Origin of the sequence: Variovorax sp. VaC1 (assembly GCF_043658315.1) — a bacterium.
In the GTDB taxonomy this organism is placed as follows: domain Bacteria; phylum Pseudomonadota; class Gammaproteobacteria; order Burkholderiales; family Burkholderiaceae_C; genus Variovorax.
Genome location: NZ_JBIGLT010000003.1, coordinates 263,499 through 288,779, shown reverse-complemented (window position 1 = coordinate 288,779; position 25,281 = coordinate 263,499). Strand labels below are relative to the sequence as shown.

Sequence of the window (25,281 nt, the reverse complement as noted above, 5' to 3'; positions counted from 1 at the left end):
ATGCAAAAGCGGACGGCCTTCCGGCGCCACGGGGTCTCCGCAGCACCAAAGACCATCCGCTTGAAATCGGTCAACTCGCGATTTTAAGCGTGAATTGGGGTCGCTTCGGGCGCACGCTCCACCGGATTCACTGGCTCGCGCTTCACGCGGAACGCGGCGGCATACATCGCCGGCAACGCCAGCAGCGTCAGCACGGTCGCAACGATCAGCCCGCCCATGATGGCGACGGCCATCGGGCCCCAGAACACGCTGCGCGACAACGGGATCATCGCCAGCACCGCAGCCGCCGCCGTGAGCACGATCGGCCGGAGCCGCCGCACCGCCGACTCGACGATCGCATCCCAGGCCGGCACGCCCGCCGCACGGTCGCTCTCGATCTGGTCGATCAGGATCACCGCGTTGCGCTGGATCATCCCCATCAGCGCGATCACGCCCAGCAGCGCGACGAAGCCGAAGGGCCGGTTCAGCACCAGCAGCGCACCGGCCACGCCGGCAATGCCCATCGGGCCGGTGATGAACACCAGCAGCGAACGGCTGAAGCTGTGCAGCTGCAGCATCAGCAGCGTGAACACCAGGAACAGCATGATCGGCACGCCCGCCACGATCGAGGCCGAGCCCTTGCTGCTTTCCTCCACCGCGCCGGCCACTTCGATGCGGTAGCCGCCCTGCCCGGCCGCATGCCAGCCGGCTTCGAGCGCGCGCAGCTTTGGCAGCAACTGCGCCGTGACGGTTGCGCCTTGCAGCCCCTCGACGACATCGCCCTGCACGGTGATCGCGTAGTCGCGGTTCTCGCGCCACATCACGCCGGGCTCCCAGGTGAACACCGGCCGGGCGATCTGCGTCAACGGAATCGAACGGCCCGAGGTCGTCGGGATGTAGGCATTGCCGATGTCCGAGATCGCCTCGCGCTCGTCGGACGACTGGCGCAGCACGATGTCGATCAGCAGGTCGTTCTCGCGGTACTGGCCCACGGTCGTGCCGCTGAACATGGTGCGCGACGCTTGCGCAATCGCCTGGCTCGTCACGCCGAGCGCACGCGCCTTGGCCTGGTCGACCTGCAAGCGGATCACCTTGACCGACTCGTTCCAGTTGTCGTTCACGCCGCGCATGTTGGCGTTCTCGCGCAGCACGGCCTTGACCTCGTCGGCATGCCCGCGCAGTTCGGCGGGGTCGGTGCCGATCACGCGGAACTGCACCGGGTACGGCACCGGCGGCCCGTTGGGCAGCAGCTTGACGCGGCCGCGCACCTCGGGGAACTCCTGGGCCAGCAAAGCGGGCAGCTTGATGCGCAGGGTCTCGCGCACCTTCAGGTCCTTGGCGAGCACGATCAGCTGCGAGACGTTCGTCTGCGGAAACACCTGGTCCAGCGGCAGATAGAAGCGCGGCACGCCCGAACCGATCCAGGTGCTGACCGTGCTGACGCCGGCCTCTTGCATGAAGCGCTGCTCGACCCGCTTGGCCACCTCTTCGTTCGCGGCGAACGAGGTGCCTTCCGGGAACCAGATGTCGACCAGGATTTCCGGCCGGCTCGAATCGGGAAAGAACTGCTGCTGCACCTTGCCCATGCCGACGATGCCAAGCGCAAAGATCAGCACTGTGGCGCCGATGGTCATCCAGCGGTGTGCCACGCACCAGTTCACCGCGCGGCGAAAGACGTTGTAGAACGGCGTGTCGAACAGCTCGTGCGGCGGCGCTTCGGGGTCGTGCGGCTTCACCTTCAGCAGCAGCGTGCCGAGGTAAGGCACGAAGTACACCGAGACGATCCACGACAGCACCAACGCAATGACCGTCACCGCAAAGATCGCAAAGGTGTATTCACCCGTCACCGACTTGGCAAGGCCGATGGGCAGGAAACCCGCCGCGGTGATGAGCGTGCCCGTCAGCATCGGCTTGGCCGTCACGTCGTAGGCAAAGGTAGCGGCGCGGACCTTGTCGTAGCCCTCCTCCATCTTCCGCACCATCATCTCGACCGCGATGATCGCGTCGTCCACCAAGAGGCCGAGCGCGATGATGAGCGAGCCCAGCGATATCTTGTGCAGCCCGATGCCGAAGTAGTTCATGGCCAGGAAGGTCACGGCCAGCACCAGCGGAATGGTGATGGCCACCACCAGCCCCGGCCGCACATCGATGTACCAGCCGAAGCGCCCGCCCTTGTGCAGGCCGAGCGAGATGATGCTCACGGCCAGCACGATGGCCACGGCCTCGATCAGCACGCCGACGAATTCGTTCACCGAACTGGCCACCGACACCGGCTGGTCTTGCACCTGCGCCAGCTTCACGCCGACCGGCAGGCGCTGCCCGATGGTGGCGGTGGTTTCCTTGAGTGCCTTGCCCAGCGCGATGATGTCGCCGCCCTTGGCCATCGACACGCCCAGCGCGATCACTTCCTTGCCCTGGTGATGCACCTTGACCGCCGGCGGATCGATGTAGCCGCGGTGGATGTCGGCGATGTCGCCCAGCTTCAGCTGGTTGCCCGAGCTGCCGCGGATCGGCATCTCGCGCAACTGGTCGACGCTGGTGAACTGGCCGCCCACGCGCACCTGCACCACGTCGAGCGGCGACTGGATCGTGCCGGCGCTTTCGATCGCGTTCTGCGAGCCGAGCTGCGCCAGCACCGCGTTGAAGTCGAGCCCCAGCTGCGCCAGGCGCTTCTGCGAAATCTCGATGTAGACCTTCTCGTCCTGCACGCCGAACTGGTCGACCTTGGCCACGTCCTTCACGCGCAGCAGCTGCTGGCGCACGTCGTCGGCCAGTGTCTTGAGCTCGGCGTAGCTGAAGCCGTCGCTCTCGAGCGCGTAGATCACGCCATAGACGTCGCCGAAATCGTCATTGAAGAACGGCCCCTGCACGCCGGCCGGCAGCGTGCTGCGCATGTCGCCGATCTTCTTGCGCACCGTGTACCAGACGTTGGCCACCTCGTTGGCCTTGGACGAATCCTTGATCTGGAAAATGATCTGCGATTCACCGGGCTTCGAGTAGCTGCGGATCTTGTCGGCGTAGGGCGCTTCCTGCAGCGTGCGCTCGAGCTTGTCGGTGACCTGCTCGGCCACCTGCTGTGCCGTCGCGCCGGGCCAGTAGGTCCGCACGACCATCGCGCGGAAGGTGAAAGGCGGGTCTTCGTCCTGGCCGAGCTGGAAGTACGCGAAGGCACCCAGCACCATCAGCACCACCATCAGGTAGCGCGTCAGGGGCGCGTGGTCCAGCGCCCATTTGGAAAGGTTGAAGCGCGCGGGCTTGTCGGTGGTGGTGGTCGCTGCGCCTTCCGTCATTTGGAAGCACCCGCAGCGATCTCCTTCTGCGTAGCGGCAACGGCCTCGACGGCCTGCACGACATCCTTCGCGCTGGCGGCGGCCGCGGCCGCCTCCTTGGACTGGTAGATCGTGACCTTCTGCCCCGGCGACAGCACATGCACACCCGCGGCCACGACCATCATGCCGGGCGTGAGCCCGCCACCGATCACCGCTTCATTGCCGTCGGCCGTCGCGACCTGCACCGGTTGCGAGCGCACCGTCATCGTCGACTTGTCGAGCACCCAGACCGCCGAGCCCTTGCCTTCCTGGCGCAGCGCGCTGGTCGGCAGCTTGATCACCGCGGTGTTCGTGCGTGCCAGCGCCTGGGGCCGGGCGTAGACCGTGGCGCCGAGCGCGGGCGAGGTGGCCGCGTCGATCGCGACCTTGACCGAATAGGTGCGCGTGACCGCGTCGGCACTGGCCGCCACTTCGCGCACCTGGCCCTGCAGCATCTCGCCGCCCGACCAGCCGCGCACCGCGACCGGCGAGCCGGCCTTGATGAGCGCGGCGCGGTCTTCGGGCACCGCGAACACCACGTCGCGCGCGCCGTCCTGCGCAATGCGAACGACCGGCGTGCCGGCCTGCACCACCTGGCCCGGTTCGGCCTCGATGGCGGTGATGACGCCGGCCACGTCGGCCACCAGCGTCGTGTAGTTGGCCTGGTTGCCTTGCGAAGCCAGCTGCGCCTGGGCCTGTTCGAGCTGTGCCTGCGCGGCCTTCCAGGTCGATTCGCGGCGCTCCAGTTCGGCGCCGCTGATGAAGTTCTGCTGGCGCAGTTCGGTGTAGCGCTTCAGGTCGGCGGCGGCGAGGTCGCGGTTGGTCAGGGCCGCGGCCTGCTGGGCTCGCGCGGCTTCGGCGGCCAGCTTGTAGTCCTGCGGATCGAGCTGGGCCAGCACCTGCCCGGCCTGCACATGCTGGCCGAGTTCGGCCTGCCGCCGGGTGATCTTGCCCGCCACGCGGAACCCCAGTCGCGATTCGACGCGGGCCCGCACCTCGGCCGAGAACTCGGGCTGGGCGTCGAAGTCACTGGTGCCGACGGTCACGAGCTTCACCGCTCGCACGGGCTCCTCGGCGGCCGGCTTTGGCGAGCAGCCAGCCAGGAACAAGGAGGGAAGCAACAGCCAGAGGGCGCTGCGCACACGGGGAGAAATGGCGGAGGCGGTCATGAGACACCCAAGAAAGGACAAACCGGGCCTTTAATGACCCACTGGTTAGTAATCTAGGGTAAACGTTAAATACTGTCAATGACTCGTCGGTCAGTTGGCAGCATCCTCCGCGCCGTTTGCGCGATCGAACCGGGCCGTCTCAGGGCCGCTTGCAGGACGTTCTCAGGTTCGTTGTCCCATCTCCACCAACCGGTTGTCCGGCAGCTCGAAATAGTCGGACGCCCGCCCGGCATTGCGCTGCAGCCAGCCGAACAGAGCCCGTCGAATCGGGTTCATGCCCGGCAGGTTCTCTTCGCCCACCGAGGCGCGAGAGACGAAGTACGAGGTCTTCATCGAATCGATGGCCAGCGTCTTCTGGTAGGCCAGGATGCGGATGAACTCGGGCACGTCGGGCCGTTCCATGAAGCCGTGGCGCGCGGTCACCATCCAGATGCCGTCCATCAGCTGCTCGGCCTCGATGCGCATGCTGGCGTCGACACGCGGCGTGTCGCAGGGCATCACGCGCAGCACGATCACCTGCTCGTGCAGCACCTGGTTGTGCTTGAGGTTGTGCAGCAGCGCATGCGGCACCGCCGTGGCGTCGGGGTTCAGAAACACCGCCGTGCCGCTCACGCGGTGCGGCATGTGCAGCGCCAGCGATTCGACAAAAGGCCGCAGGGGCAGGCTCTCGGCTTCGGCCGCCTCCAGCCCCAGCCGCCGGCCCTTGGCCCAGGTGGTGAAGACCACCATCACCACCACGGCCACCGCCAGCGTGAGCCAGCCGCCCTCGGCGATCTTCAGGCTGTTGGCGACCACGAAGGTCAGGTCGACCACCGCGAAGGCCAGCGCGCCCACCACCACCGCCACCTTGTTCCAGCGCCACAGCCCCCAGGCGACGATGCCGGCCAGCAGCGTGGTCGTCACCATCGTGATCGACACCGCGATGCCGTAGGCCGCCGACAGCGCGCCCGAACTGCGGAAGCCCAGCACCAGCAGCAGCACGCCCACCATCAGCAGCCAGTTGACCGCCGGCACGTAGATCTGCCCGATGGCCGTGCCCGAGGTCTGGATCACTCGCATGCGCGGCAGGTAGCCCATGCGCATGGCCTGCGCCGTGAGCGAGAAAGCACCCGAGATCACGGCCTGCGATGCGATCACCGTGGCCATGGCGGCCAGCACCACCATCGGCAGCACACCCCACGCGGGGAAGAGCCGGAAGAACGGGTTGTCGATGGCCGCGGGGTTCGCCAGCACCAGCGCGCCCTGTCCGAAGTAGTTCAGCACCAGGCCCGGCAGCGCGATGAAGAGCCAGGCCAACCGGATCGGCTTGGCGCCGAAGTGCCCCATGTCGGCATACAGCGCCTCGCCCCCCGTGAAGGCCAGGAACACCGCGCCCAGCACCGCCAGCGACTGCGCCCGGTGCTCGATCAGGAAGCCGAACGCGCGCCACGGATCGAGCGCCGCCAGCACCTGCGGCTGCTGCAGCACCTGCCACAGTCCGGCCGCCGCCAGCACCAGGAACCACAGCAGCATGATCGGCCCGAACACCTTGCCGACCACGCCCGTGCCCTTCTTCTGGACCATGAAGAGCGCCACCAGGATCGCCACCGTGATCGGGATCACCGCGCGCTGCAGCACCGGCGCCTGCACTTCCAGCCCCTCGACCGCCGACAGCACCGAGATGGCCGGCGTGATCAGGCTGTCGCCATAGAACATGGCCGCGCCCACCAGGCCCAGCAGCCCGATCGCGTTCCACATCCAGGGCTTGGTCTTCGGACCCGACACCGCGTTGCGCGCGAGCGCCTGCAGCGCCAGGATGCCGCCTTCGCCGTCGTGGTCGGCCCGCAGCACGAACACCACGTACTTCAGCGTCACCACGAACATCAGCCCCCAGAAGATCAGCGAGAGCAGGCCCAGCACCGAATCGGGCGAGAACGGCACGCCGTGCTCGGGGTTCATCGTCTCCTTGAAGGCGTAGAGCGGCGAGGTGCCGATGTCGCCGAACACGACGCCGAGCGCCGCGATCATCAGCCCCGGCCCCGCCGGATGCGCAGCCTCGCCGTGCGCTGAAACCTGGGGCCTGGGGGCCGAAGCAGATGCTTTCATGAAGCGGAAAGTTCGAAGTGGCGACGCCGCGAGCATAGTGCCCGGAGACGACGTCGCGGACAATCGTGGCGTGTCCGCCACTCCCCCCCACGCCGCGCCGCCGGCGCACTACGAGAATTTTCCGGTCGCGTCGTGGCTGTGCCCACCGCACCTGCGCCCGCCCATTGCCGCGATCTACCACTTCGCGCGCACGGCCGACGACATCGCCGACGAGGGCGACGCCTCGCCCGACCAGCGCCTGGCTGAGCTGGCCGCCTACCGCGAAGAACTTGACGCCGCCGCCCGCGGCGAGGTGTCCACCTCGTCGCGCTGGCCGCAGGTGTTCGGCCCGCTGGCCCACAGCATTGCGCAGCACGCCCTGCCCGAAGCCCTGCTGGCCGACCTGCTCAGCGCCTTCGTGCAGGACATCGTGAAAACCCGCGACCGCGGCACCTACGCCGACCGCGCCGAGCTGCTCGACTACTGCCGCCGCTCCGCCAACCCGGTCGGCCGCCTGCTGCTGCACCTGTACGGCGTGACCGACTCAGAGGCGCTGGCGCAGAGCGACGCCATCTGCAGCGCACTGCAGCTCATCAATTTCTGGCAGGACCCGAGCGTCGACCTGCCGCGCGGCCGCTTCTACTTTCCGCTGACCGACTGCGACCGGCGCAGCCTCACACGCGAGAACTTCAAGGTTTTTGCGCCGCTCTCGAACGCCCCGCCTCCGCAGGAAGCTATCAATCTGATAGCAGTCGTGTCTTTCTGGGCGCGCGAGCTGATGAAAGAAGGCGCGCCGCTCGTGCACCGCCTGCCCGGCCGCGCCGGCTGGGAGCTGCGCCTTGTCGTGCAGGGCGGCCTGCGCATCCTCGACAAGATCGAGGACCTGGGCTTCGACACCTTCTCGCAGCGCCCCACCATCGGCAAGGCCGATGTGCCGCGGCTGCTCTGGAAGGCCATGCGGATGCGGAGACAATGGCGGCCCATGAAAGCAGCGCCTCCCCGATGACCCCCGAGCAATACGTGCAAGACAAGGCCGCCGCTTCGGGCAGCAGTTTCTATTACGCCTTCCTGTTTCTTCCCAAGCCGCGCCGCGCCGCCATCACCGCGTTCTATGCGTTCTGCCGCGAGATCGACGACGTGGTCGACGAGGTTTCCGACCCCGGCGTGGCCGCCACCAAGCTCGCCTGGTGGCGCACCGAGGTCGCCCAGTCTTTTTCAGGCCCGCCGCGCCACCCGGTGATGCAGGCGCTGATGCCGCACGCCGCCGCCTACGGCATCGAGGCCCGCCAGCTCAACGACGTGATCGACGGCTGCCAGATGGACCTGGACCAGACCCGCTACCTCGACTTTCCCGGCCTTGCGCGCTATTGCCACCTGGTGGCCGGCGTGGTCGGCGAAGTCGCGGCCCGCATCTTCGGCCAGACCGACCCGCAGACCACCGCCTACGCCCACAAGCTCGGCCTGGCACTGCAGCTCACCAACATCCTGCGCGACGTCGGCGAAGACGCGCTGCGCGGCCGCATCTACCTGCCCGTCAACGAGCTGCAGAAGTTCGACGTGAAGGCGCACGAGATCCTCAACCGCGTGCATTCCGATCGCTTCGTCGCGTTGATGAAATTCCAGGCCGCGCGTGCGCATGCGGCATACGACGAAGCCCTCGCCCTGCTCCCGCTGGCCGACCGCCGCACGCAAAAGCCCGGCCTGATGATGGCCAGCATCTACCGCACGCTGCTTCGCGAGATCGAACGCGACGACTTCCAGGTGCTGAACCAGCGCGTCAGCCTAACGCCGGTGCGCAAGTTCTGGCTGGCTTGGAAAGTTCAGGCGCTGGGCCGCATCTAGCCGCCACGCCCATGGACCCGTGCCAAGCGCCGTATCGAGACCTGCTCGATGCGCTCTACAACAGCAGCCCCGCGGAAGATGTCTTCCAGACGCTGCTTCGCCCATGGCTCGACGCGCACGCGGAAGAACGCGACTGGCTGAACGCGTTCGCGCACAGCACCTCGCACGCCCCCATCGCCATCGAGGACTCGTGGCGCCTCTACGCACTCTCGCGCGTCAACCAGGTCTTGCTGCTGGCCTTTCAACGCGATGAAGGCGAAGGCTGGGCAGGCCCGGCCCTGAGCCTGCCGGACTACCTGGCCTTCATGACCGGACTGGGTTGCCGCGTGGCCGATGAAGCGGACTACTCGCCGTTCTTCCATGAAATTGTCGAAGTCAGCGAAGAAAGAAATCGCTCGTCGCGGCGCAAGGCCGTTGAACTGGCAAGGGTCGACTGGCCCGCGCTGATGCTGGGCACGATGTTGTTCTCGCGCGCGGGCGTCGCCGTCAGTTGTGCCTTTGGCGCCCTGCATTCCGAGATCGCCACGTCCTCGACTCTCTTTTGGGCATGCCGACGCAAGCACCGGCGCACCTCGGACCTGTCGGATGGCTGGGGCTCCAACTCGCAATGGAGAACGACCTTTCGCCGCGACTATGTCGTTGGCGACGAACTGCTCTTCAATGCGGACGGCAAGCACGATCTGGCCGCGCCCGGATTGCCGGCCTCCGACGATGACCTGACAGTTGCCGAGCGCATCGAGCTGCTCACTCACAGGTGTTTCATCCGCTGCGAGAAGCCGGACGACGACCTGTATCCCTACGGCGACCGAGTCCGGCTTCCCCGCATCCCCGGATGAAAAAGCTCGCCGTCATCGGCGCCGGCTGGGCCGGCCTCGCTTGCGCCGTCGAAGCCACTCGCCTGGGCCACACCGTCACGCTTTTCGAGGCCGCGCACATGCCCGGCGGCCGCGCGCGGCGGGTCGACAACATCCACGGCCTGGCGCTGGACAACGGGCAGCACATCCTGATCGGCGCCTACACCGCCACGCTGAAGCTGATGCGCGAGGTGGGCGTCGATATCGACACCGCCTTGCAGCGCCTCCCGCTCTCGCTGCGGTTCGCCGACGGCGGCGGGCTGAAGCTGCCGCGACTGCCTGCACCGCTCGACCTGCTGGCAGGCATCTTCACGGCCCGCGGCTGGACGTGGCGCGACAAGTCCTCGCTGCTGCGCACGGCCATCGGATGGCGCCTTGCCGGATTCCGCTGCGCCAGCGACACCACCGTGGCCGCGCTCTGCGCGGGCCTCACACCGCGCGTCATGCAGGAGCTGATCGAGCCGCTGTGCGTTTCCGCGCTCAACACGCCGGTCGCCCAATCGAGCGGCGAGGTGTTCCTGCGCGTGCTCAACGACGCCCTCTTCAGCGGCAGCGGCGGCGCCGACCTGCTGCTGCCGCGGGTCGATCTGGGCGCGCTGTTTCCAGATGCGGCCATCCGCTGGCTCGCCGCGCACGATGCCACCTTGCGCATCGGCACCCGCGTGCGGGCCATCGCGCATAAAGGCGACCAGTGGCATGTCGACGGAGAAGCCTTCGATCAGGTCGTGCTGGCCTGCGCGCCATGGGACGCCGCGCGACTGGTCCGGGCCTCGGGCGTGCCGGCCGATTCGTGGTGTGAAACCACCGAGGCCTTGCGCTTCGAAGCCATCGCCACGGTCTACGTGCGTGGCGCGTCGCCGATGGCCGAACCTATGTTGGCGCTACGCAGCAACCCGGCCACGGCACCCGCGCAGTTCGTCTTCGACCGGAGCCAACTCGGCGGCCCGCAAGGCGTGCTCGCGCTGGTCATCAGCGCCAATGAAGCCTCGCGCGAAACCCTGGAGCGGCAGGTCATCGCGCAGGCGGCCACGCAACTGGGGCAGACCGGGCTGGAACTGATACAGACCGTGGTCGAGAAGCGCGCCACCTTCGCCTGCACGCCCGCACTCGCGCGGCCACCCACATCCATCGCGCCCGGCCTGCTGGCCTGCGGCGACTACACCGAAGGCCCCTACCCCGCCACGCTCGAAGGCGCGGTGCTCGGCGGGCTCGCCGTCGCCCAGGCGTTGAAGAAGACACCATGACCGAATTGCGCTATCTGGATTTCGACTACAGCGAAGACACCGAAGGCCACGGCACCTTCGACGCCATGGCGTCGACCGCGCCAGAAAAAACGCATGAGGTGCTCGCGGAAATCGAGCAGGTGCTGGCCTGGGCGCAAGCCACCTTCCCGGACGGGCGCGGTGCGCTCGACGACGGCGCGACGTGGGACTACGACCTGCAGCAGACGCGCGAAACGCCGCGCTTCGACACGGTCACGTTCTCGCTGGTCGGCACCGAGGATTTCTGCGCCGCGCTGCGCGAACGGTTCGCGCTCGACTGAGGAAGGCGCCGCAGCGCGCCCGCGTCAGGCCGCCTTGTTCGGCAGCCGCAGCAGGCTCAGGCCCAGCAGCACGAATGCACCGCCCGACACGCGGTTGAACATCCGCGAGCGGCGCGGGTCGCCCAGTTGCTTCTTCAGCATGCGCGCCAGCAGCACGTAGAACGCATGCGACAGCACCGAGCCCATGGCGAAGGTGGTCGTGAGCACCGCGAACTGTTCGAGGATCGGCGCGTCCTGCGTCAGGAACTGCGGGAACAGCGCCGAGAAGAACAGGATGCCCTTGGGATTGGTCAGCGCCACCGTCACCCCGTGGCCGAACAGGCGCCATGACGAGGAGCGGTTCGCACCCATCGCGGCGGACGGGCTCAGGTCCGAGAACACGCTGCCCCGGCTGCGCCATTGCTTGATGCCCAGGTAGATCAGGTAGGCCGCGCCGGCCAGCTTCAGCGCCATGAAGGCATGGGCCGACGTGGTCAGCACCACGCCCAACCCCGCCATGGCAGCGGCCGACACCATGAACAGCCCCATCGCATTGCCCAGCGAGCTGATCATCGCGCGTCGCGGCCCGACAGAGATCGAATTCGACACCGCGAGCAGCACCGCCGGACCGGGTGTGAAGGCGACGAGCAGCGTCACGCCGCAGAAGATAAGCCAGTTGGAGAGATGCACTTTCGGATTTCCTGCGCGAAAGGAAGAACAAGACGGAGAGCGGGAAACTATAGTCCGACGGCCCGCCGCCCGCCGGGGCCGCGCCGATTACCCCTCACCTACGGAAAGAACATGGTCACCTGCTACCTGCGCTACATCGTCGATGCCTACAAGCTCAAGGAGTTCGAGCACTACGGCAAGCTCTGGATTCCGCTGGTCGAGAAGTTCGGCGGCCAGCATCATGGCTACTTCCTGCCCTCGGAGGGCACGAACAACGTGGCGTTGGCCATGTTCACCTTCCCCAGCCTCGCCGCGTACGAACGCTACCGCGCCGACTCGATGCAGGACGCCGAGTGCCAGGCGGCCTTCCGCTATGCAGAAGAAACCCGCTGCATCGTCAGCTACGAGCGCAGCTTCTTCCGGCCTGTTTTCAAGTAAGGCGGCGCCTTATCAAGCGCCCAGTGCCACGCACAGGGCGTGCAGGTTCGGCACGATCAGTTGCGGCCGTGCACCATGCACCCAGGGCCGCTCGTCGCGCACCAGCCACGCCGCCTGCATGCCGACGTTGAGCGCGCCCACCACGTCAAGCTCGGCGTCGTCGCCCACGTGCAGCACGTCTTTCGGCAACAGGCCGATCGAGGCCGCGGCGGCACGAAAGATCGGCGCATGCGGCTTGCCGCTGCCGAAGGCGCGCGCATTGAAGGCCGTGCGAAACCAGCGGCCCACGCCGGTCTTGTGGATGTCGGCGTTGCCGTTCGAGATCGCGACCAGCGGATAGCGCTCGCTGAGCCACTTGAGCGCCGGCAGCGCGTCGTCGTACAGCGTCACGCGCTGGCGCTCGGCAAAGAAGACATCGAAGGCCGGCTCGGCCAGCGCCGGGTCTTCGCCCGCGCGTGTAAGTGCGGTGCGGATCGATTCACGGCGCAGCGCGCTCAGGTCGTGCGCGAGGTCGGAGCGCTCCTTGGCGGTAGCTTCGCGCAGCTCGCGAAGAATGCCCGGCTTCAGCAGCAGCGAGGCCGTCTTCGGTGCCTCGCGCAGCAGCCATTCCTGCAGCGCGACCTCGGCGCGTTCGATGGTCGGCCAGATCGGCCAGAGGGTGTCGTCGAGGTCGAGGGAGATGGCCGAGATGCGAGAGAGATCGAGAGGCGCGGGGCTCGCAGGCGCCGTAGGAGCGGAAGTCATTTGCCTGAGAATATCGCATGCCTCAAGACAACGAGAAGGTCGCATCGACCGTCGAACGAAGCGCCGTGCTCTGGTGCAACCTGGGCTCGCCCGATGCGCCCACCGCCGCGGCCGTGCGCCCGTACCTCGCCGACTTTCTGGGCGACCCGCGCGTGGTTGAAATTCCCAAGGTGCTCTGGGCTCTGATTCTTCACGGCATCATCCTTCGCACGCGGCCCGCCAAGTCGGCCGCCAAGTACGCCAGCATCTGGATGCCCGAAGGCTCGCCGCTCAAGGTGTGGACGCAGAAGCAGGCGACGCTCTTGGCCGGCTGGCTCGGCGAGCGCGGCCACCGCGTGATGGTGCGCGACGCCATGCGCTATGCCAACCCGTCCATTGCCTCGCGGCTCGATGCACTGCAGGCCGAGGGCGCGACGCGCGTGCTGGTGCTGCAGGCCTATCCGCAGTATTCGGCCACCACCACGGCCAGCGTGATCGATGCGGTGAACGACTGGAGCCGCCGCCAGCGCCGCGTGCCCGAGTTCCGCTTCGTCAACCAGTACCACGACGATCCGCTCTACATCGAAGCGCTCGCACAAGGCATCGAGCGCCACTGGAAGACCGAAGGCCGCGGCCAGGTGCTGCTGATGAGCTTCCACGGCATTCCCGCACGCAACATCGCGCTCGGCGATCCGTACCAGGCGCAGTGCCTTGCCACGGCGCGGCTGCTCGCGGCACGGCTCGGCCTGTCGGACACGCAATACCGCGTGACCTTCCAGTCGCGCTTCGGCCGCGCCAAATGGCTGGAGCCCTACACCGAACCGACCCTGCGCGAACTCGGCGCCGCCGGCGTCAAGCGGGTCGACGTGGTGTGCCCGGGCTTTCCGGCCGACTGCCTCGAGACGCTGGAAGAAATCGCCATGGAAGGCCGCGAGGCTTTCTTGCATGCGGGCGGCGAGGCCTTCAGCTACATCCCCTGTCTCAACGACAGCCCGGCATGGATCACCGCGCTCGCGGGCATTGCCGAACGCAACCTGGCGGGCTGGCCCACACAAGCACCCACACCATGAAGAAAGAACTGCACGAAGCCAACCGGCTCTCGTGGAACGCGGCAACCGTCGCGCACAACAGCCACAAGGGCGACCAGGCCGCCTTCTTCCGCAACGGCGGCTCCACGCTCTTCCCTGAAGAAACCGGACTGCTCGGCGACGTGAAGGGCCTGGCCGTGCTGCACCTGCAATGCAACGCCGGGCAAGACAGCCTGAGCATCGCGCGCCTCGGCGCGCAGGTGACGGGCGTGGACATCTCCGACGAAGCCATCGCTTTCGCCAAGCAGCTCTCGACGCAGTCGGGCATTCCGGCGCGCTTCGAGCGATCGGATGTCTACGACTACTTTCGCGATGCGCAGGCGCGCGGCGAGCGCTACGACATCGTCTTCTGCTCCTATGGCACGCTCTGCTGGCTGTCCGACCTGTCGGCCTGGGCGCGTGGCGTGTCGCAGATGCTCAAGCCCGGCGGGCGTTTCGTCTTCATCGACTTCCATCCCGTCGCGATGGTGTTCGACCCGTCGTGGAAGTTTCACTACGACTACTTCAACGACGCGCCGGTGCCGGAAGAAGGCGTGGGCGACTACGTGGCCCAGTCGGGCGATGGCCTCGTCCCCGATGGCTACCAGACCGGTGTGCAGGACTTCAAGAACCCGCATCCGAGCTTCGAGTTCGCATGGGGCGTGGGCCAGGTGACGACCGCGCTCGGGCAGTCCGGGCTGATCGTCGAGCACCTCGGCGAGTACCCGTACGCCAACGGCTGGAAGCCCTTCGAAGGCATGCGCGACATCGGTGGCCGCCGCATGGCAGCGCCCGAGGGCATGGCCCGCATTCCGCTGATGTACTCGCTCGCCGCGCGCAAGCCATGAGCCGCCTTCCCGCACTTTGCATCTGCGGCCTGCTGCTGCCGTTCGCTGCTTTCGCGAAGACGGTCGACGTGCCCAAGGGAATCTGGGAAGGCACGCTCGGTACCAAGGCCATCGTGGCCTGCTTCAACGCGCAGTTTGCGAGCGGCAGCTACTTCTACCGGCAGTACAAGAAGCCGATCCAGTTGCGCCGCCTCGAGAAGGACGAGTTCTGGCACGAGGCCGACGACACCGGCCTCTGGTCGCTCGACCCCGCCAAGGGCTCCACGCTCACGGGCACCTGGAAAAGCGCGAAGGGCAAGCCCGTCACGCTGCCCATCCAGCTGAACCTGGCCGACGCAACGGGCGGCGACACGGCCTGCGGCACCGACGGCTATGCGGGCCTGCTCGAAGCACCGCCGAAGATCGAGACCGGCAAGAAAGAGGAGTACGCGCCAGGCCGCAGCTTCCGCGCGCTCCGCTTCGCGGGACAGGAAACCCTGGAACTCTTCGGCCCCGAGCCCACGCTCGCCGCCATCAACCGCGAGCTTCGCGGCGACTTCGACACCAGCAAGGAGGCGGTCAAGGCCTACTTCGACACGCGGCGCGAGTTCCTCGGCCAGGTCGGCGTGCCGGCCGAAGACGAGAAAACCGCCTCGCCCGATCACTGGACCTCCGAATGGCTCAGCATCCGCAACTACAGCTGGACGGCGGGCACCGGCAGCCGCGGCATCTCGTGGTTTTTTCGGACCTGGGACCTGAAGACCGGCAAGCAGGTCGACCCGTGGACATGGTTCGGCGCACGCACACAGAAACATAGCGACCCGCACGAGAAGAGCGGCACGGGCCGCGGAATGCTCACTCCGAAGCTGCGGCGCTTTCTGTTCGCCTACGGAAAGATCGATCCCTCGCAGGCGGAAAAGAACTGCAAGGACAACTACGCGGACGGCAACCCGTACGACCTGACGCTGGAGACCAAAGGCATGAGCTTTTCTCAACCCGCGAACGGCGACGGCTGCGAGATCACGGTCGAAGTGCCCTACGCGGACCTCGACCCGGTGCTCACGCCCGCAGGCAAGGCGGCCGTGCGGCGCATCCTGGCGTCACCGCCTGTGGCTCGCACGCGATAGGCCGCACTCGATAAGCTGCAGGCCCCGTCTCAGACCGCAGCCTTGCGCGCCAGCAGCGCCTCGATCGCGGCTTCCATCTCCGCGTATTCGCCTTCGCCGAAGTGCTGCCGCATCACCTGGCCCTTGCTGTCGACCAGGTAGAACGCGGGCCAGTACTGGTTCCTGTAGGCGTTCCATGTGGCGAAGCTGTTGTCTTGCGCCACCGGGTAGCGGATGTTGAAGCGGCCGATCGCGTCCTGCACGTTGCGCGTCGACTTCTCGAACGCGAACTCGGGCGAATGCACGCCCACCACCACGAAGCCCTGGTCCTTGTACTTCTCGTACCAGCGCACCACGTGCGGCAGCGTGTGGATGCAGTTGATGCACGAGTAGGTCCAGAAGTCGACCAGCACCACCTTGCCGGCCAACCCCTGCATGGTGAGCGGCTCCGAATTGAGCCACTTGTCGATGCCCGCGAACTCGGGCGCGCGGCCGTAGTCCTGCAAGCCCGGCGACGCGGCGAAAGCACTGCGCACGGGCCAGCCGCCACCAGCCGCCGCAACGAGTGCGGACGACCCCACGGCCAGCCCCGAGAACGCCCTTCTGGACAACATCTTCATGATCGCGAACCTCGTGCATGTCAGACCGACAGCGGTCAGGCGCGATTGTTTGCCGCGCGCCCCGCATGCGCGCATGTGTCACGGCAATTTGAAGTTTGTCCCGGCGCTGTGAAGGCCGGGTAGCCGGCTCAGAATTTGCCGAGGTAATCCATCTTGCCGACCGGCATGCCCTTGTGACGCAGCACGTCGTAGGCGGTGGTCACATGAAAGAAGAAGTTCGGCAGCGCGAACTGCAGCAGGTAGCGCTGCGCGGTGAAATGCGCTTCGCCCTCGCGCTGCTTGATGACCACGGCGCGTTCTTCCTGGCCCTCGATCTGCGAGCGCTCGACGGTCTTCAGGAAGTCCTGCGTCTTCGCGATGCGGGCCTGCAGGTCGTCCCAGGTCTTCTCCTCATCGGGAAAGCTGGGGGCCGTGATGCCCGCGATGCGCGCCACGCCGAGCTTCGATGCATCGCTTGCGCGCTGGATCTGGCCGGCCAGCGTGAGCATGTCGGGCGCAAGCCGCGCCTCGACCAGCGTCGCCGGGTCGATGCCGTTGGCTTGTGCGTGCGCAAGGCTCTTGTCGAGCAGGTGGGTGAGTTGTCCGAGTCCGCGTGCAAAGACCGGCACGGACAGGTCGTACATCGAGAGCGCCATGGGAGGTGAGCCTTGTGGTGGTTGGAGTCGGCGGCGATTGTCTCGCCGCCGTGTCTTCAACGACTGGCGGCGCGAATAAACCCTTCGATCGGCTCCAGTTGTGCCGGCACGTTGAGCGCGGGCGCGTGGCCGCAGTCAGGCACTTCGATCACCTGCAGCCGCCCGGCCGCACCGGGACCACGCCGCGCCATCTCCTCGACCACGCAGGGAAGCACGAGGTCGGACTCGGCGCCGCGCAGGCACAGCACCGGTACCTCGATGGCGTCGTAGTGCGGCCAGATCAGGTAGTCGTTGTCGTGCGCGCTGAACTGGCGAACCATGGCGGGGTCGTAGTGCGGTGTGACGCGGCCATCGGGCAGGCGGCGCGTCGAGCTTTCGGTCAGGCGGCGCCACTGCGCATCGCTGAGCCAGCCATAGGGCTTGTAGACGGTGCGAAAGAAGGCCTCCAGCTCGGCCACGGTGTCGAACGCAGGCGGCTGGCCCGCATAGGCGCGGATGCGCTCGATGGCCGCCTGCGCCAGCTGCGGCGCGTTGTCGTTGAGCACCAGGCTCGCGATGCGCGCCTTCATGCGCGGCTCGAACAGGCCCGACGCGCAGACCGTGCCGATGGCGCCGCCCATCGAGGTGCCGACCCAGTGCACGCGGCCGATACGCAGCTCGTCGCACAGCGCATTGGCGATGCGCGCGTAGAACGACAGCTGGTATTCCTCGTCCGGCAGCGGGCTCCACTGGCTCAGGCCACGGCCGATGGTGTCGGGGCAGATCACGCGGAAGCCGCGCGACGCGAAGTGCTGCGCCAGCTCGTCCATGTCGCGGCAGGTGCGCGCCAGGCCGTGCCAGGCGATGACCACCGGCGCCTCGGGTGCGCCCCATTCGAGCCAGTGGATCTCGCGGCCCGCGAGTTGCGCATAGCGCGACAGGGGCGTCATGACGTTGCTGTCGCTCATCGTGCCGCCCTCGCCCGCAGCTTGCCCACGATGCCGGTGGGAAAGTAATACACCGAGAGCACGAACAGCACGCCCAGCCACAGCAGCCAGCGGTCGGGCGACAGCAGCGCCGCCAGCCACGGCAGGCCGCTGGCGGCCTCGTTGCCAAGGCGCAGCAGGTCTTGCAGATAGCTCTGCGCCACCACGAACAGCACCGCGCCGATGGCCGCGCCGTAGATGGTGCCCATGCCGCCGATCACCACGATCAACAGCACGTCGATCATGATCTCGAAGCTCAGCGAGGTGTCGGGCCCGTTGTAGCGCAGCCAGATCGCCAGCATCGCGCCGGCCAGCGTGGCGAACAGGGCCGACAGCACGGCGGCCGTGGTGCGGTACACCACCACGCGGTAGCCGATGGCCTCGGCGCGGAACTCGTTCTCGCGGATCGCCTGCAGCACGCGGCCGAAGGGCGAGTTGACGATGCGCAGCAACGCCAGCACCAGCACCACGGCCGCCACGAACAGCAGGTAGTAGCAGAGCAGGCGTCCGTCGAGCGAGACGCCGAGGAAAGGCTCTTCCGAGAACTCGAAGCTCGGCGAGATCAGCTCGGGCAGCTTGAAGGTCAGGCCGTCTTCGCCGCCGGTGAAGTCCGACAGTTGCGAGGCCAGCGTCTGGAAGGCCGAGGCCACGGCCAGCGTGATCATCGCGAAGAAGATCGCGCGCACCCGCAGCGAGAACAGGCCGATGGCGAACGAGAGCACCAGCGACACCGCCAGCGATGCGCCCAACCCCACCAGCACTGCCCCCCAGTTGGGGCCCAGCCGCGAAGCCGAGATCGCGATGCCATAGGCACCGATGCCGAAGAACATGGTGTGCGCAAAGCTCACGATGCCGGTGTAGCCCAGCAGCAGGTCGAAGCTGGCGACCAATACCACGAACACCAGGATCTTGGCCGCGACGCTGAGCGCCTTGACGCCCGGGAAGATGAAAGGCGCGAACGCCAGCGCCAGGAACACGGCCACCAGCAGCAGCGCCAGCAGGCGGCTGCGCGGGGTGTCGTTGGAGAGAAGTCGTTTCAGGAACATGACGGCTTTCTCTTTCTCAACGATTCGCCACGGGGTACACACCCTGCGGACGCCACAACAGCACGGCCACCATCAGGAAGATGCTCGCGAACTGCGTGAGGGTCGGCAGCAGGAAGCCGATGTAGTTGGTCATGAGGCCCACCAGCAGTGCGCCGATGAGTGCACCGCCCGTCGAGCCCAGCCCGCCGATGATGATGACGATGAAGATTAGCACGTTGACCTGCGCGCCCATCTGCGGCACCAGGTTCTGCTGGAACAGCCCCCACATCACGCCGCCCAGGCCGGCCAGCGCGCTGCCGACCACGAACACGCCGACGAAGAGCCGGCCGATGCGGTAGCCGAGCGACTCGACCATCTCGCGGTCTTGCACGCCGGCACGAATGAGCAGGCCGATCTTGGTGCGGCCCAGCGTCCATGCGAGCAGGCCGAACACCACCACGCCCACGGCCACCGCGAGCAGGCGGTACTTGCTGATGGCGGCGTCGCCGACGAGCAGCGAACCGCGCAGCGCCTCGGGCAGCGGCAGCGGAATCTGCGCCGGGCCCCAGATCACCTTGATGAGCTCTTCACCGATGATCATGCCGCCCATGGTGATGAGGATCTGCTTCAGGTGCTGGCCGTACACCGGCCGCACGATGAAGCGCTCGAACGCGAGGCCCACGGCACCGGCCACGAGCATCGCGACCAGCATCGCGGGGAACACGGCCACGAGGTTGCGCCAGAGTTCGCCCGAGCCCGTCCAGTCGCCCATGAGGCCGAGCACGCTGCTCGCCACGAAGGCACCGAGCGCGATGAACACGCCATGGCCGAAGTTCAGCACGTCCATCAGGCCGAACACCAGCGTGAGGCCCGAGGCAATGATGAAGATGATCATGCCCATCGCCAGGCCCGCGACCGTGAGCGTGAGCCAGGTCGAGAAGGAGCCGGTGAGCGGCAGCGCGATGAGCGCGAGCACCGGGGCCAGCAGCAGCGGCTTCCAGTCGAAGTCGAGAGCCTTCATTGCAGCGCCCCCTTCTCTTGCGCCTTCCCCCTCTGGGGGAAGGCAGGGATGGGGGCTGACGGCGCTTGCAGGCCCGCGCTGCATCGAAGGCCGCGAGCCCCCACCCCAACCCTCCCCCAGAGGGGGAGGGAGAAAAACGTCGAATACTTCATAGCGCGAGACCCAGGAGAGATTGCTGCAATTGCGCGTCCTCGGAGAACGCCGCCATCGAACCGCTGTGCACCACGCGGCCGTTGTCCATCACCGCGACGGTGTCGCCCAGGCGTTGGGCGAAGTTGATGTTCTGCTCCACCAGCAGGATCGTCACGCCGCTGCGCTTGAGTTCGGCAAACGCGTCGATCATGTTGTTGATCATCACGGGCGCCAGGCCCTTGCTGGGCTCGTCGATCAGCAGCAGCTCGCGCGGCTCGACGATGGCACGCGAGACGGCCAGCATCTGCTTTTGCCCGCCCGACAGCTTGCCGGCCGGGTGGTTCCAGAACTTCTCGACCGCGGGGAAGAGCTTGAAGATCCACTTCAGCCGCGTGTCGTCGATCTGCGCGGCGTTCTTGGCGCTGCGCGCGGCGAGCAGCATGTTCTCTTTCACCGTGAGGTCCGAGAAGATGCCCATGTTCTCGGGCACGTAGGCGATTCCGAGGCTGGCGATCTGCGGGGTTTGCAGCGCGGTGATGTCCACGGCCTTGTCGTGACCGAATCGCACGCTGCCCTGCGACGCATGCCACAGGCCCATGATGGTTCGCAGCGTGGTCGTCTTGCCCGCGCCATTGCGGCCCAGCAGCATCGTGAGCTGGCCGCGGGGCACGGCGAGGTCGACGCCGTGGAGGATGTGATACGCCCCGATGTGCGTCTGCACGCCTTCGAGGGTCAGGAGGTTCTGAGCAGTCATCGGTCTTGCTCCTTCCCCTTCCGGGGGAAGGTCGGGATGGGGGCGAGCAGCGCTTGAAGGGCTGCGGCGACGTGAAGGCCGCTTGCCCCCACCCCGGCCCTCCCCCAGCGGGGGAGGGAGAAATTCAAATTCATCGTCGGGCGGGTCATGCAGCGGCCTCCTTCGCAACGCCCAGGTAGGCCTCTTGCACCACCGGCGAGGCGATCACCTCGGCCGGCTCGCCGTCCGCCACCAGCGTGCCGTTGTGCAGCACGATGATGCGGTCGGCCAGCTCGCGCACCACGTCCATCTTGTGTTCGACCAGCAGGATGGTCTTGGTCTTGTCCTGCTTGAGCTTGCGGATCAGGTCGAGGATGACCGGCGCCTCGGCCGCATTCATGCCGGCCGTGGGTTCGTCGAACATGAAGACCTTGGGCTCCAGCGCCATCAGCAATGCCACTTCGAGCTTGCGCTGGTCGCCGTGCGGCAGGCTCGCCACCGTCGCGTGCTCGCGCGACTTGAGCGCGACGTCGGCCAGGATCTGGTCCGCGCGTTCGGTCAGCGCCTTGTGGTCGCTCCAGATGCTCCACAGATTGAGCCCGCGCCGGTGCGCGCCCTCGCGCGTGGCCTGCACCGCCAGCCGCACGTTCTCCAGCACCGAAAGGTTCGGGAACAGATTGGTGAGCTGGAAGGCCCGCCCCAGCCCCGCGTGCGTGCGCGCCGACGGCGACAGGCCCGACAGCGATTGCCCGTCGAGCGACACCGTGCCCGCGCTCGCCTTGAGCTGGCCCGAGATCAGGTTGAAGTAAGTGGTCTTGCCCGCCCCGTTGGGGCCGACGATGGCCGTCAGCGTGCCCGGCGCGAAAGCGCAGCTCACGCCATTGACGGCCACGTGCCCTCCGAAGCGGATGGTCAGGTCTCGGGTCTCAAGCATCGTTGGTCATTGCAGATGGAAAAGTGTGTCGATGACGATCGGCGTCAACAGCTGCCGATCACGTAGTAGTTGGGGCCGGTCTGCTTCAGCGTGGTGATGGCGTAGATGTTCCACAGGCCCATCGACTGCCCCGAGCCGTAGGCATAGGTCAGGCCCCACAGCGCATAGGCGCGCCCGGCAATGGTGTGCGTGTAGTTGCTCGCGGTATAGCAGGTTCCGCCGCCGCCGTTGTCCGCGGACGTGGTGCCCGTGGCCGCGGCCGACATCGCGCCCGCGGCACCGTTGGCGTCGAGCGCGGCCACGGTCCAGCTGTAGCTGGTGGACGGGGCCAGGCCGGTGTCGGTGTAGCTGGTGCCGGTGACGGCCGCACTGTTGACCTGGCTGCCGCCGCGATAGACGTTGTAGCCGCTGGCGCCCGACACGCTGGTCCACGCGATCGTCATGCTGCTGCTGGTCGCGCCCGAGGTGCCCACGCCGGTCGGGGCCGGCAGCGACGAACCGCCGCCGGTGCTGACCACGCGGTCGACCATGGCCTTCAGCGCCACCATCTGCGGCCCCGACTTCTTCGCGTAGTTCGCGTTGTCGTAGCCCCACCAGTCCCAGCAGCTGTTGGTGGCAGCGGTGCTGGTCTGCGGGTAGATCAGGATGATGTTGTTGGTGTCGGCCCAGCGGTTGTAGCCGGTCTTTTTCACGTACTGGTCGCCCACGTCCGTGTAGTTCTGCTTGCAGCCGTGCAGCACCAGGTGCACGCGGCACGAGGTGGTGGTGCAGGCCTGCGGCACGTAGATCCAGCCGGTGGCGGCCACGCCGTGGCCGGTGATGAACTCCGACTGGTTGAACTCGGTGAAGGTGCCGCCCAGCGTGCCGTTGTTGCGCGGGCTCAGCGGACCGTAGAGCTGCGTGAGGATCTCGCCCGCCAGGTCGAAGCCGCAGTTGTTGATGTAGGGCGCGGCGGTGGTGCTGCAGGCACTGCCGTAGTCATCGGTGACCATCGCATGGCCCGCACCGATGTTGTTCTTGTAGACGATGTTGGCCGCGGGCACGAAGCTCTGGTAGTAGGTCTTCAGGTCGTCCATCACCGGCTGCTTGACGGTGTTGTCGGAGGTGCCCGAGAACATGTACACCTTCGATCCGCTCATGTTCGAGACCGGATCGATCGCACCGCTGGCGGCCCAGCTGTTGGTGGTGCTCACGAGCGACGACACCGGAATGCTCGTGCTGTGCGTCATGCAGCGCCCGGTGGCATTGAGCACCGAACCCTCGGCGCAGTAGTACGGACCGCCGGCCACCACGCCGGCGCCGCGCTTGAAGGTGGCCGAGTAAGCCACGTGCAGTTGCACCGCCGCGAAACCGCCGGCCGAGAGGCCGGACACGCTCACCTCCGCCGGGTTGGCGCCGAGCGCCGGCAGCGGCACCGCCGCCGTTGCGGCGTGCGCCGCCACCGTCATCGCCGCCGCTGCGGCAAGGCCCTTCCAGTTCAATCGCATCGCTGGCATCGCTGTCTCCTTCTGTTGTGGTTTGTCGAACGCTTGCTTGCTCACGAATCGGCCATGGATCGCTCCGGCCCGCGCTCATGCAGAAAGAAATGAGCGCAGGCTGGCGCTTCGCCCGGCGGCCATCCGGGGCGAAAAAGGGAGCGGCGCCTTTCCTTGCGCCGCGGGGTTCAGGTGACGATCTGCGCCGTGGTCAGCGCTTGTTTTTGATCGGGATATCCATCTCTTCGGGCTTGATCTCATGCACCAGCTCGGGCACGCCCCAAGCGAACGCCGGATCGACCTTGATCTTGAAGTGGTACATCGACTGCATGGCCTGGTGGTCTTCCTTGCGGAAGGTCATCTTGCCCTTGGGCGTGTCGAAGCTCATGCCTTCCATCGTGCTGATGAGCTTGTTGGTGTTGGTGTCGCCGTTGGTCTTCTTCAGCGCCGTCACCACCGCCATCGCGGCGGAGAAACCGCCGGCCGTGAAGAAGTCCGGCGGCGCCTTGAACTGCTTGTAGTGCGCCGAGACCATCGCTTCGTTCACCGGGTTCTTCGGGATGCCGAAGTAGTAGTACGCCGCGCCTTCCATGCCCGGCAGCGCCTTGTAGGCCGTCATGGCCGGCAGGATGTTGCCGCCGGTGGCGATCTCGATGCCGTAGCGCTTCAGGTCGAGGTCGACGATCTTGAACGGATTGCCCGCGCCGGCCCAGACGATCCAGATGATCTTGCGGCCCGGCTGGTCTTTCAGCTTGTCGATCAGGCGTTGCGCGCCCGCGGTGAAGTCGGTGGTGGCGGGCGGCAGGTATTCCTCGTGCACCAGCTTCGCCTTCTTGAGCGCGGCGCCGAAGGCCTTCACGCCGTCACGGCCGAAGGCGTTGTCCTGCGCGAGCGTGGCGACGGTGACGCCGGCCTTGTCGACAGCCACCGCATTCGAGATGGCGTCCTGGCTCGAATTGCGGCCGGTGCGGAAGATGTACTTGTTCCACTTGTCGCCCGTGATCGAGTCGGCCACGGCGGGCTCGACGATCAGGATCTTCTTGTATTCCTCGGCCACCGGCAGCATGGCCAGCGCCACGCCCGAGGCGGTCGGGCCGACGGCCAGCGCGGCCTTGTCGTCGGAGTACGCGGCAGCCAGCAGCGACTTGCCCAGGTCGGGCTTGCCCTGGTCGTCCTTCTCGATGACCACGAGCTTCTTGCCGTTGACCATCATCGTGCCGCCGGTGGCGTAGTCCAGGCCCATCATGAAGCCGGTCTGGGTCTGCTTGCCGTAGGCCTCCAGCGCGCCGGTCTTGCTATAGACGTGGGCGATGCGGATTTCGTTGGACTGGGCCCAGGCGGGAGCGGCGGCAGCGCACGTGGCGAGCGCGGCCAGGGCGACGAGGTGGCGACGGTTCATTCTTTGTCTCCTGAAAATGGTGACTGAATATTGCACAGTTCGTGCCACCCGCCCAACTCATTGATAACAAAGGTTTCTTCATTGGAGAGAAACCCGATTCGCCTTATTTCAGAACACTTCGTGTGTTCAATTTTCGGACAACTGTATTTTTATCAGTCAGGGTTTACTAGCACCCTGCCGCGCGGCGATCCAGCGCTGGAACTCGCGCTCGGCCTGCATCCGGAATTCGTTGCGCGTGTGGTTGCAGATCGCATGGGCCAGGCGCCGGTGCTTCTGCGTGCGCACGCCACCGAGCGTGGCATCGATGAGGTGTTCGATGGTCGCGGACTCGGAGCGGCCGCAGGGCTCGTCGAAATCCATGGGCAGGCCGCACCAGTGGCAATTGGGGCCGAAGCTCGACCGGAGGGCCCGGACGCTCACAGCCGCGCCAGCTCCAGGATCTCCTGCCCCATCAGCACGCAGCTCTTGTCCATAGGGAAGTAGATCAGCCGCATCCGGTAGTTGCCCTTGTAGATCGAGCCCCAGACCTCGAGCACCTTGAACTGCTGCTTCTTGTCAGCCGGGTTGCGGATGGGCGCAAGCTCCTTGACCTCGGGGTCGATCTGGATGCGGTCGTCGGGCCCGAAGTGAAAGGTCAGGAGCTTCTTGGCCTGCACGACGGCTTCGCTCGCGCATTGCGGCGGCGCTGCGCTGGCGATGCCTGCCACGGAGCAAAGGACGAGGCAGGCAGCGATACGGGCAAGAGCTTTCATGGGTCGTGGGGGTTGGGTTGCG

At 66.8% G+C, this 25,281-nt stretch carries 25 protein-coding genes; 9 read left to right on the top strand and 16 right to left on the bottom strand.

The genetic code is table 11. The annotated features are described in order from the left end of the window. Positions 1-83 precede the first annotated feature (83 nt). The 3 genes from ACGLHS_RS13450 to ACGLHS_RS13440 form a co-directional block, all read right to left on the bottom strand. A complete protein-coding gene (locus tag ACGLHS_RS13450; RefSeq protein WP_394480353.1) occupies positions 84-3,269 on the bottom strand; it encodes an efflux RND transporter permease subunit in 3,186 nt (1,061 codons plus the stop codon). Then, positions 3,266-4,456, bottom strand: a complete 1,191-nt coding sequence (locus ACGLHS_RS13445) for an efflux RND transporter periplasmic adaptor subunit (protein ID WP_394480351.1) — start codon at positions 4,454-4,456, stop codon at positions 3,266-3,268. Before ACGLHS_RS13445 ends, ACGLHS_RS13450 begins: the two co-directional genes overlap by 4 nt. Before the next feature lie 162 nt (positions 4,457-4,618). Then, a complete protein-coding gene (locus ACGLHS_RS13440; RefSeq protein WP_394481444.1) occupies positions 4,619-6,463 on the bottom strand; it encodes a potassium transporter Kup in 1,845 nt (614 codons plus the stop codon). A gap of 148 nt (positions 6,464-6,611) precedes the next feature. On the opposite strand from ACGLHS_RS13440, the gene hpnC reads away from it, so the two are divergent. Genes hpnC through ACGLHS_RS13415 form a run of 5 tightly spaced genes read left to right on the top strand, consistent with a single transcriptional unit; the run spans position 6,612 to position 10,759 of the window. Next, the gene (hpnC, locus tag ACGLHS_RS13435) at positions 6,612-7,526 is read left to right on the top strand and encodes a squalene synthase HpnC (RefSeq protein ID WP_394480349.1); all 915 of its coding nucleotides are present in this window, start codon (positions 6,612-6,614) and stop codon (positions 7,524-7,526) included. Next, positions 7,523-8,362: a presqualene diphosphate synthase HpnD gene (hpnD, locus tag ACGLHS_RS13430; protein WP_394480347.1), complete on the top strand. Its 840-nt coding sequence runs from the start codon at positions 7,523-7,525 to the stop codon at positions 8,360-8,362. Before hpnC ends, hpnD begins: the two co-directional genes overlap by 4 nt. 11 nt (positions 8,363-8,373) lie before the next feature. Continuing rightward, a complete protein-coding gene (locus tag ACGLHS_RS13425; RefSeq protein WP_394480345.1) occupies positions 8,374-9,198 on the top strand; it encodes a hypothetical protein in 825 nt (274 codons plus the stop codon). Next, a complete protein-coding gene (gene hpnE, locus ACGLHS_RS13420) occupies positions 9,195-10,460 on the top strand; it encodes a hydroxysqualene dehydroxylase HpnE (protein WP_394480343.1) in 1,266 nt (421 codons plus the stop codon). Before ACGLHS_RS13425 ends, hpnE begins: the two co-directional genes overlap by 4 nt. Then, positions 10,457-10,759, top strand: coding sequence for a hypothetical protein (locus ACGLHS_RS13415; protein ID WP_394480341.1), 303 nt, complete (start codon positions 10,457-10,459; stop codon positions 10,757-10,759). The genes hpnE and ACGLHS_RS13415 overlap by 4 nt, the downstream gene beginning before the upstream one ends. 24 nt (positions 10,760-10,783) lie before the next feature. Here the strand turns inward: ACGLHS_RS13415 and ACGLHS_RS13410 are convergent, their stop codons facing one another. Beyond that, positions 10,784-11,428 (bottom strand): LysE family translocator, encoded by a 645-nt coding sequence (locus tag ACGLHS_RS13410; RefSeq protein ID WP_394480339.1) that lies wholly within the window; start codon positions 11,426-11,428, stop codon positions 10,784-10,786. A 111-nt stretch (positions 11,429-11,539) separates the two neighbouring features. Between ACGLHS_RS13410 and ACGLHS_RS13405 the strand changes: the two genes are divergently transcribed. Next, positions 11,540-11,845 carry an NIPSNAP family protein gene (locus tag ACGLHS_RS13405; protein WP_394480336.1) on the top strand — a complete coding sequence of 102 codons (306 nt, stop codon included), beginning with the start codon at positions 11,540-11,542 and terminating at the stop codon, positions 11,843-11,845. Positions 11,846-11,857: 12 nt separating this feature from the next. On the opposite strand, the gene ACGLHS_RS13400 is transcribed toward ACGLHS_RS13405, so the two are convergent. Next, on the bottom strand, positions 11,858-12,589 hold the full coding sequence (locus ACGLHS_RS13400; protein ID WP_394480334.1) for an HAD family hydrolase: 732 nt from the start codon (positions 12,587-12,589) through the stop codon (positions 11,858-11,860). A 17-nt stretch (positions 12,590-12,606) separates the two neighbouring features. Between ACGLHS_RS13400 and hemH the strand changes: the two genes are divergently transcribed. From hemH to ACGLHS_RS13385, 3 genes are read left to right on the top strand one after another with little or no spacing between them, the layout of a single operon-like run. After that, the gene (gene hemH, locus ACGLHS_RS13395) at positions 12,607-13,638 is read left to right on the top strand and encodes a ferrochelatase (RefSeq protein ID WP_394480332.1); all 1,032 of its coding nucleotides are present in this window, start codon (positions 12,607-12,609) and stop codon (positions 13,636-13,638) included. Then, positions 13,635-14,483 (top strand): class I SAM-dependent methyltransferase, encoded by an 849-nt coding sequence (locus ACGLHS_RS13390; RefSeq protein WP_394480330.1) that lies wholly within the window; start codon positions 13,635-13,637, stop codon positions 14,481-14,483. The genes hemH and ACGLHS_RS13390 overlap by 4 nt, the downstream gene beginning before the upstream one ends. After that, positions 14,480-15,589 (top strand): hypothetical protein, encoded by a 1,110-nt coding sequence (locus ACGLHS_RS13385; protein ID WP_394480328.1) that lies wholly within the window; start codon positions 14,480-14,482, stop codon positions 15,587-15,589. The genes ACGLHS_RS13390 and ACGLHS_RS13385 overlap by 4 nt, the downstream gene beginning before the upstream one ends. A gap of 29 nt (positions 15,590-15,618) precedes the next feature. Here ACGLHS_RS13385 and ACGLHS_RS13380 read toward each other — a convergent pair whose 3' ends face one another. The 11 genes from ACGLHS_RS13380 to ACGLHS_RS13330 all read right to left on the bottom strand — a co-directional run bounded on the left by ACGLHS_RS13380 (position 15,619) and on the right by ACGLHS_RS13330 (position 25,259). After that, positions 15,619-16,182: a thioredoxin family protein gene (locus ACGLHS_RS13380; RefSeq protein ID WP_394481442.1), complete on the bottom strand. Its 564-nt coding sequence runs from the start codon at positions 16,180-16,182 to the stop codon at positions 15,619-15,621. Positions 16,183-16,316: 134 nt separating this feature from the next. Further along, positions 16,317-16,823 (bottom strand): DUF1993 family protein, encoded by a 507-nt coding sequence (locus tag ACGLHS_RS13375; RefSeq protein ID WP_394480326.1) that lies wholly within the window; start codon positions 16,821-16,823, stop codon positions 16,317-16,319. A gap of 56 nt (positions 16,824-16,879) precedes the next feature. Then, positions 16,880-17,752, bottom strand: coding sequence for an alpha/beta fold hydrolase (locus ACGLHS_RS13370; protein ID WP_093241792.1), 873 nt, complete (start codon positions 17,750-17,752; stop codon positions 16,880-16,882). 14 nt (positions 17,753-17,766) lie between these two features. Then, positions 17,767-18,834: a branched-chain amino acid ABC transporter permease gene (locus tag ACGLHS_RS13365; RefSeq protein ID WP_093241465.1), complete on the bottom strand. Its 1,068-nt coding sequence runs from the start codon at positions 18,832-18,834 to the stop codon at positions 17,767-17,769. Positions 18,835-18,850: 16 nt separating this feature from the next. Further along, the gene (locus ACGLHS_RS13360; protein WP_394480323.1) at positions 18,851-19,834 is read right to left on the bottom strand and encodes a branched-chain amino acid ABC transporter permease; all 984 of its coding nucleotides are present in this window, start codon (positions 19,832-19,834) and stop codon (positions 18,851-18,853) included. A gap of 148 nt (positions 19,835-19,982) precedes the next feature. After that, positions 19,983-20,720: an ABC transporter ATP-binding protein gene (locus tag ACGLHS_RS13355; protein ID WP_394480321.1), complete on the bottom strand. Its 738-nt coding sequence runs from the start codon at positions 20,718-20,720 to the stop codon at positions 19,983-19,985. 145 nt (positions 20,721-20,865) lie between these two features. After that, the gene (locus ACGLHS_RS13350; RefSeq protein ID WP_093241472.1) at positions 20,866-21,633 is read right to left on the bottom strand and encodes an ABC transporter ATP-binding protein; all 768 of its coding nucleotides are present in this window, start codon (positions 21,631-21,633) and stop codon (positions 20,866-20,868) included. 44 nt (positions 21,634-21,677) lie between these two features. Next, positions 21,678-23,129 (bottom strand): fibronectin type III domain-containing protein, encoded by a 1,452-nt coding sequence (locus ACGLHS_RS13345; RefSeq protein WP_394480319.1) that lies wholly within the window; start codon positions 23,127-23,129, stop codon positions 21,678-21,680. 190 nt (positions 23,130-23,319) lie between these two features. Continuing rightward, complete coding sequence (locus ACGLHS_RS13340; protein WP_394480317.1) at positions 23,320-24,507, bottom strand: substrate-binding domain-containing protein; 1,188 nt, start codon at positions 24,505-24,507, stop codon at positions 23,320-23,322. 156 nt (positions 24,508-24,663) lie between these two features. Beyond that, the gene (locus ACGLHS_RS13335; protein WP_394480315.1) at positions 24,664-24,867 is read right to left on the bottom strand and encodes a hypothetical protein; all 204 of its coding nucleotides are present in this window, start codon (positions 24,865-24,867) and stop codon (positions 24,664-24,666) included. A gap of 56 nt (positions 24,868-24,923) precedes the next feature. Next, the gene (locus ACGLHS_RS13330; protein WP_093241482.1) at positions 24,924-25,259 is read right to left on the bottom strand and encodes a hypothetical protein; all 336 of its coding nucleotides are present in this window, start codon (positions 25,257-25,259) and stop codon (positions 24,924-24,926) included. Positions 25,260-25,281 lie beyond the last annotated feature (22 nt).

Bases quoted from the DNA above. Each gene is read 5' to 3' on its own strand.
- ACGLHS_RS13450 (WP_394480353.1), bottom strand. From the start codon at position 3,269: ATGACGGAAGGCGCAGCGACCACCACCACCGACAAGCCCGCGCGCTTC.
- ACGLHS_RS13445 (WP_394480351.1), bottom strand. From the start codon at position 4,456: ATGACCGCCTCCGCCATTTCTCCCCGTGTGCGCAGCGCCCTCTGGCTG.
- ACGLHS_RS13440 (WP_394481444.1), bottom strand. From the start codon at position 6,463: ATGATCGCGGCGCTCGGCGTCGTGTTCGGCGACATCGGCACCTCGCCG.
- hpnD (WP_394480347.1), top strand. From the start codon at position 7,523: ATGACCCCCGAGCAATACGTGCAAGACAAGGCCGCCGCTTCGGGCAGC.
- ACGLHS_RS13425 (WP_394480345.1), top strand. From the start codon at position 8,374: ATGGACCCGTGCCAAGCGCCGTATCGAGACCTGCTCGATGCGCTCTAC.
- hpnE (WP_394480343.1), top strand. From the start codon at position 9,195: ATGAAAAAGCTCGCCGTCATCGGCGCCGGCTGGGCCGGCCTCGCTTGC.
- ACGLHS_RS13415 (WP_394480341.1), top strand. From the start codon at position 10,457: ATGACCGAATTGCGCTATCTGGATTTCGACTACAGCGAAGACACCGAA.
- ACGLHS_RS13405 (WP_394480336.1), top strand. From the start codon at position 11,540: ATGGTCACCTGCTACCTGCGCTACATCGTCGATGCCTACAAGCTCAAG.
- ACGLHS_RS13400 (WP_394480334.1), bottom strand. From the start codon at position 12,589: ATGACTTCCGCTCCTACGGCGCCTGCGAGCCCCGCGCCTCTCGATCTC.
- hemH (WP_394480332.1), top strand. From the start codon at position 12,607: ATGCCTCAAGACAACGAGAAGGTCGCATCGACCGTCGAACGAAGCGCC.
- ACGLHS_RS13390 (WP_394480330.1), top strand. From the start codon at position 13,635: ATGAAGAAAGAACTGCACGAAGCCAACCGGCTCTCGTGGAACGCGGCA.
- ACGLHS_RS13385 (WP_394480328.1), top strand. From the start codon at position 14,480: ATGAGCCGCCTTCCCGCACTTTGCATCTGCGGCCTGCTGCTGCCGTTC.
- ACGLHS_RS13380 (WP_394481442.1), bottom strand. From the start codon at position 16,182: ATGTTGTCCAGAAGGGCGTTCTCGGGGCTGGCCGTGGGGTCGTCCGCA.
- ACGLHS_RS13375 (WP_394480326.1), bottom strand. From the start codon at position 16,823: ATGGCGCTCTCGATGTACGACCTGTCCGTGCCGGTCTTTGCACGCGGA.
- ACGLHS_RS13370 (WP_093241792.1), bottom strand. From the start codon at position 17,752: ATGACGCCCCTGTCGCGCTATGCGCAACTCGCGGGCCGCGAGATCCAC.
- ACGLHS_RS13365 (WP_093241465.1), bottom strand. From the start codon at position 18,834: ATGTTCCTGAAACGACTTCTCTCCAACGACACCCCGCGCAGCCGCCTG.
- ACGLHS_RS13360 (WP_394480323.1), bottom strand. From the start codon at position 19,834: ATGAAGGCTCTCGACTTCGACTGGAAGCCGCTGCTGCTGGCCCCGGTG.
- ACGLHS_RS13355 (WP_394480321.1), bottom strand. From the start codon at position 20,720: ATGACTGCTCAGAACCTCCTGACCCTCGAAGGCGTGCAGACGCACATC.
- ACGLHS_RS13350 (WP_093241472.1), bottom strand. From the start codon at position 21,633: ATGCTTGAGACCCGAGACCTGACCATCCGCTTCGGAGGGCACGTGGCC.
- ACGLHS_RS13345 (WP_394480319.1), bottom strand. From the start codon at position 23,129: ATGCCAGCGATGCGATTGAACTGGAAGGGCCTTGCCGCAGCGGCGGCG.
- ACGLHS_RS13340 (WP_394480317.1), bottom strand. From the start codon at position 24,507: ATGAACCGTCGCCACCTCGTCGCCCTGGCCGCGCTCGCCACGTGCGCT.
- ACGLHS_RS13335 (WP_394480315.1), bottom strand. From the start codon at position 24,867: ATGGATTTCGACGAGCCCTGCGGCCGCTCCGAGTCCGCGACCATCGAA.
- ACGLHS_RS13330 (WP_093241482.1), bottom strand. From the start codon at position 25,259: ATGAAAGCTCTTGCCCGTATCGCTGCCTGCCTCGTCCTTTGCTCCGTG.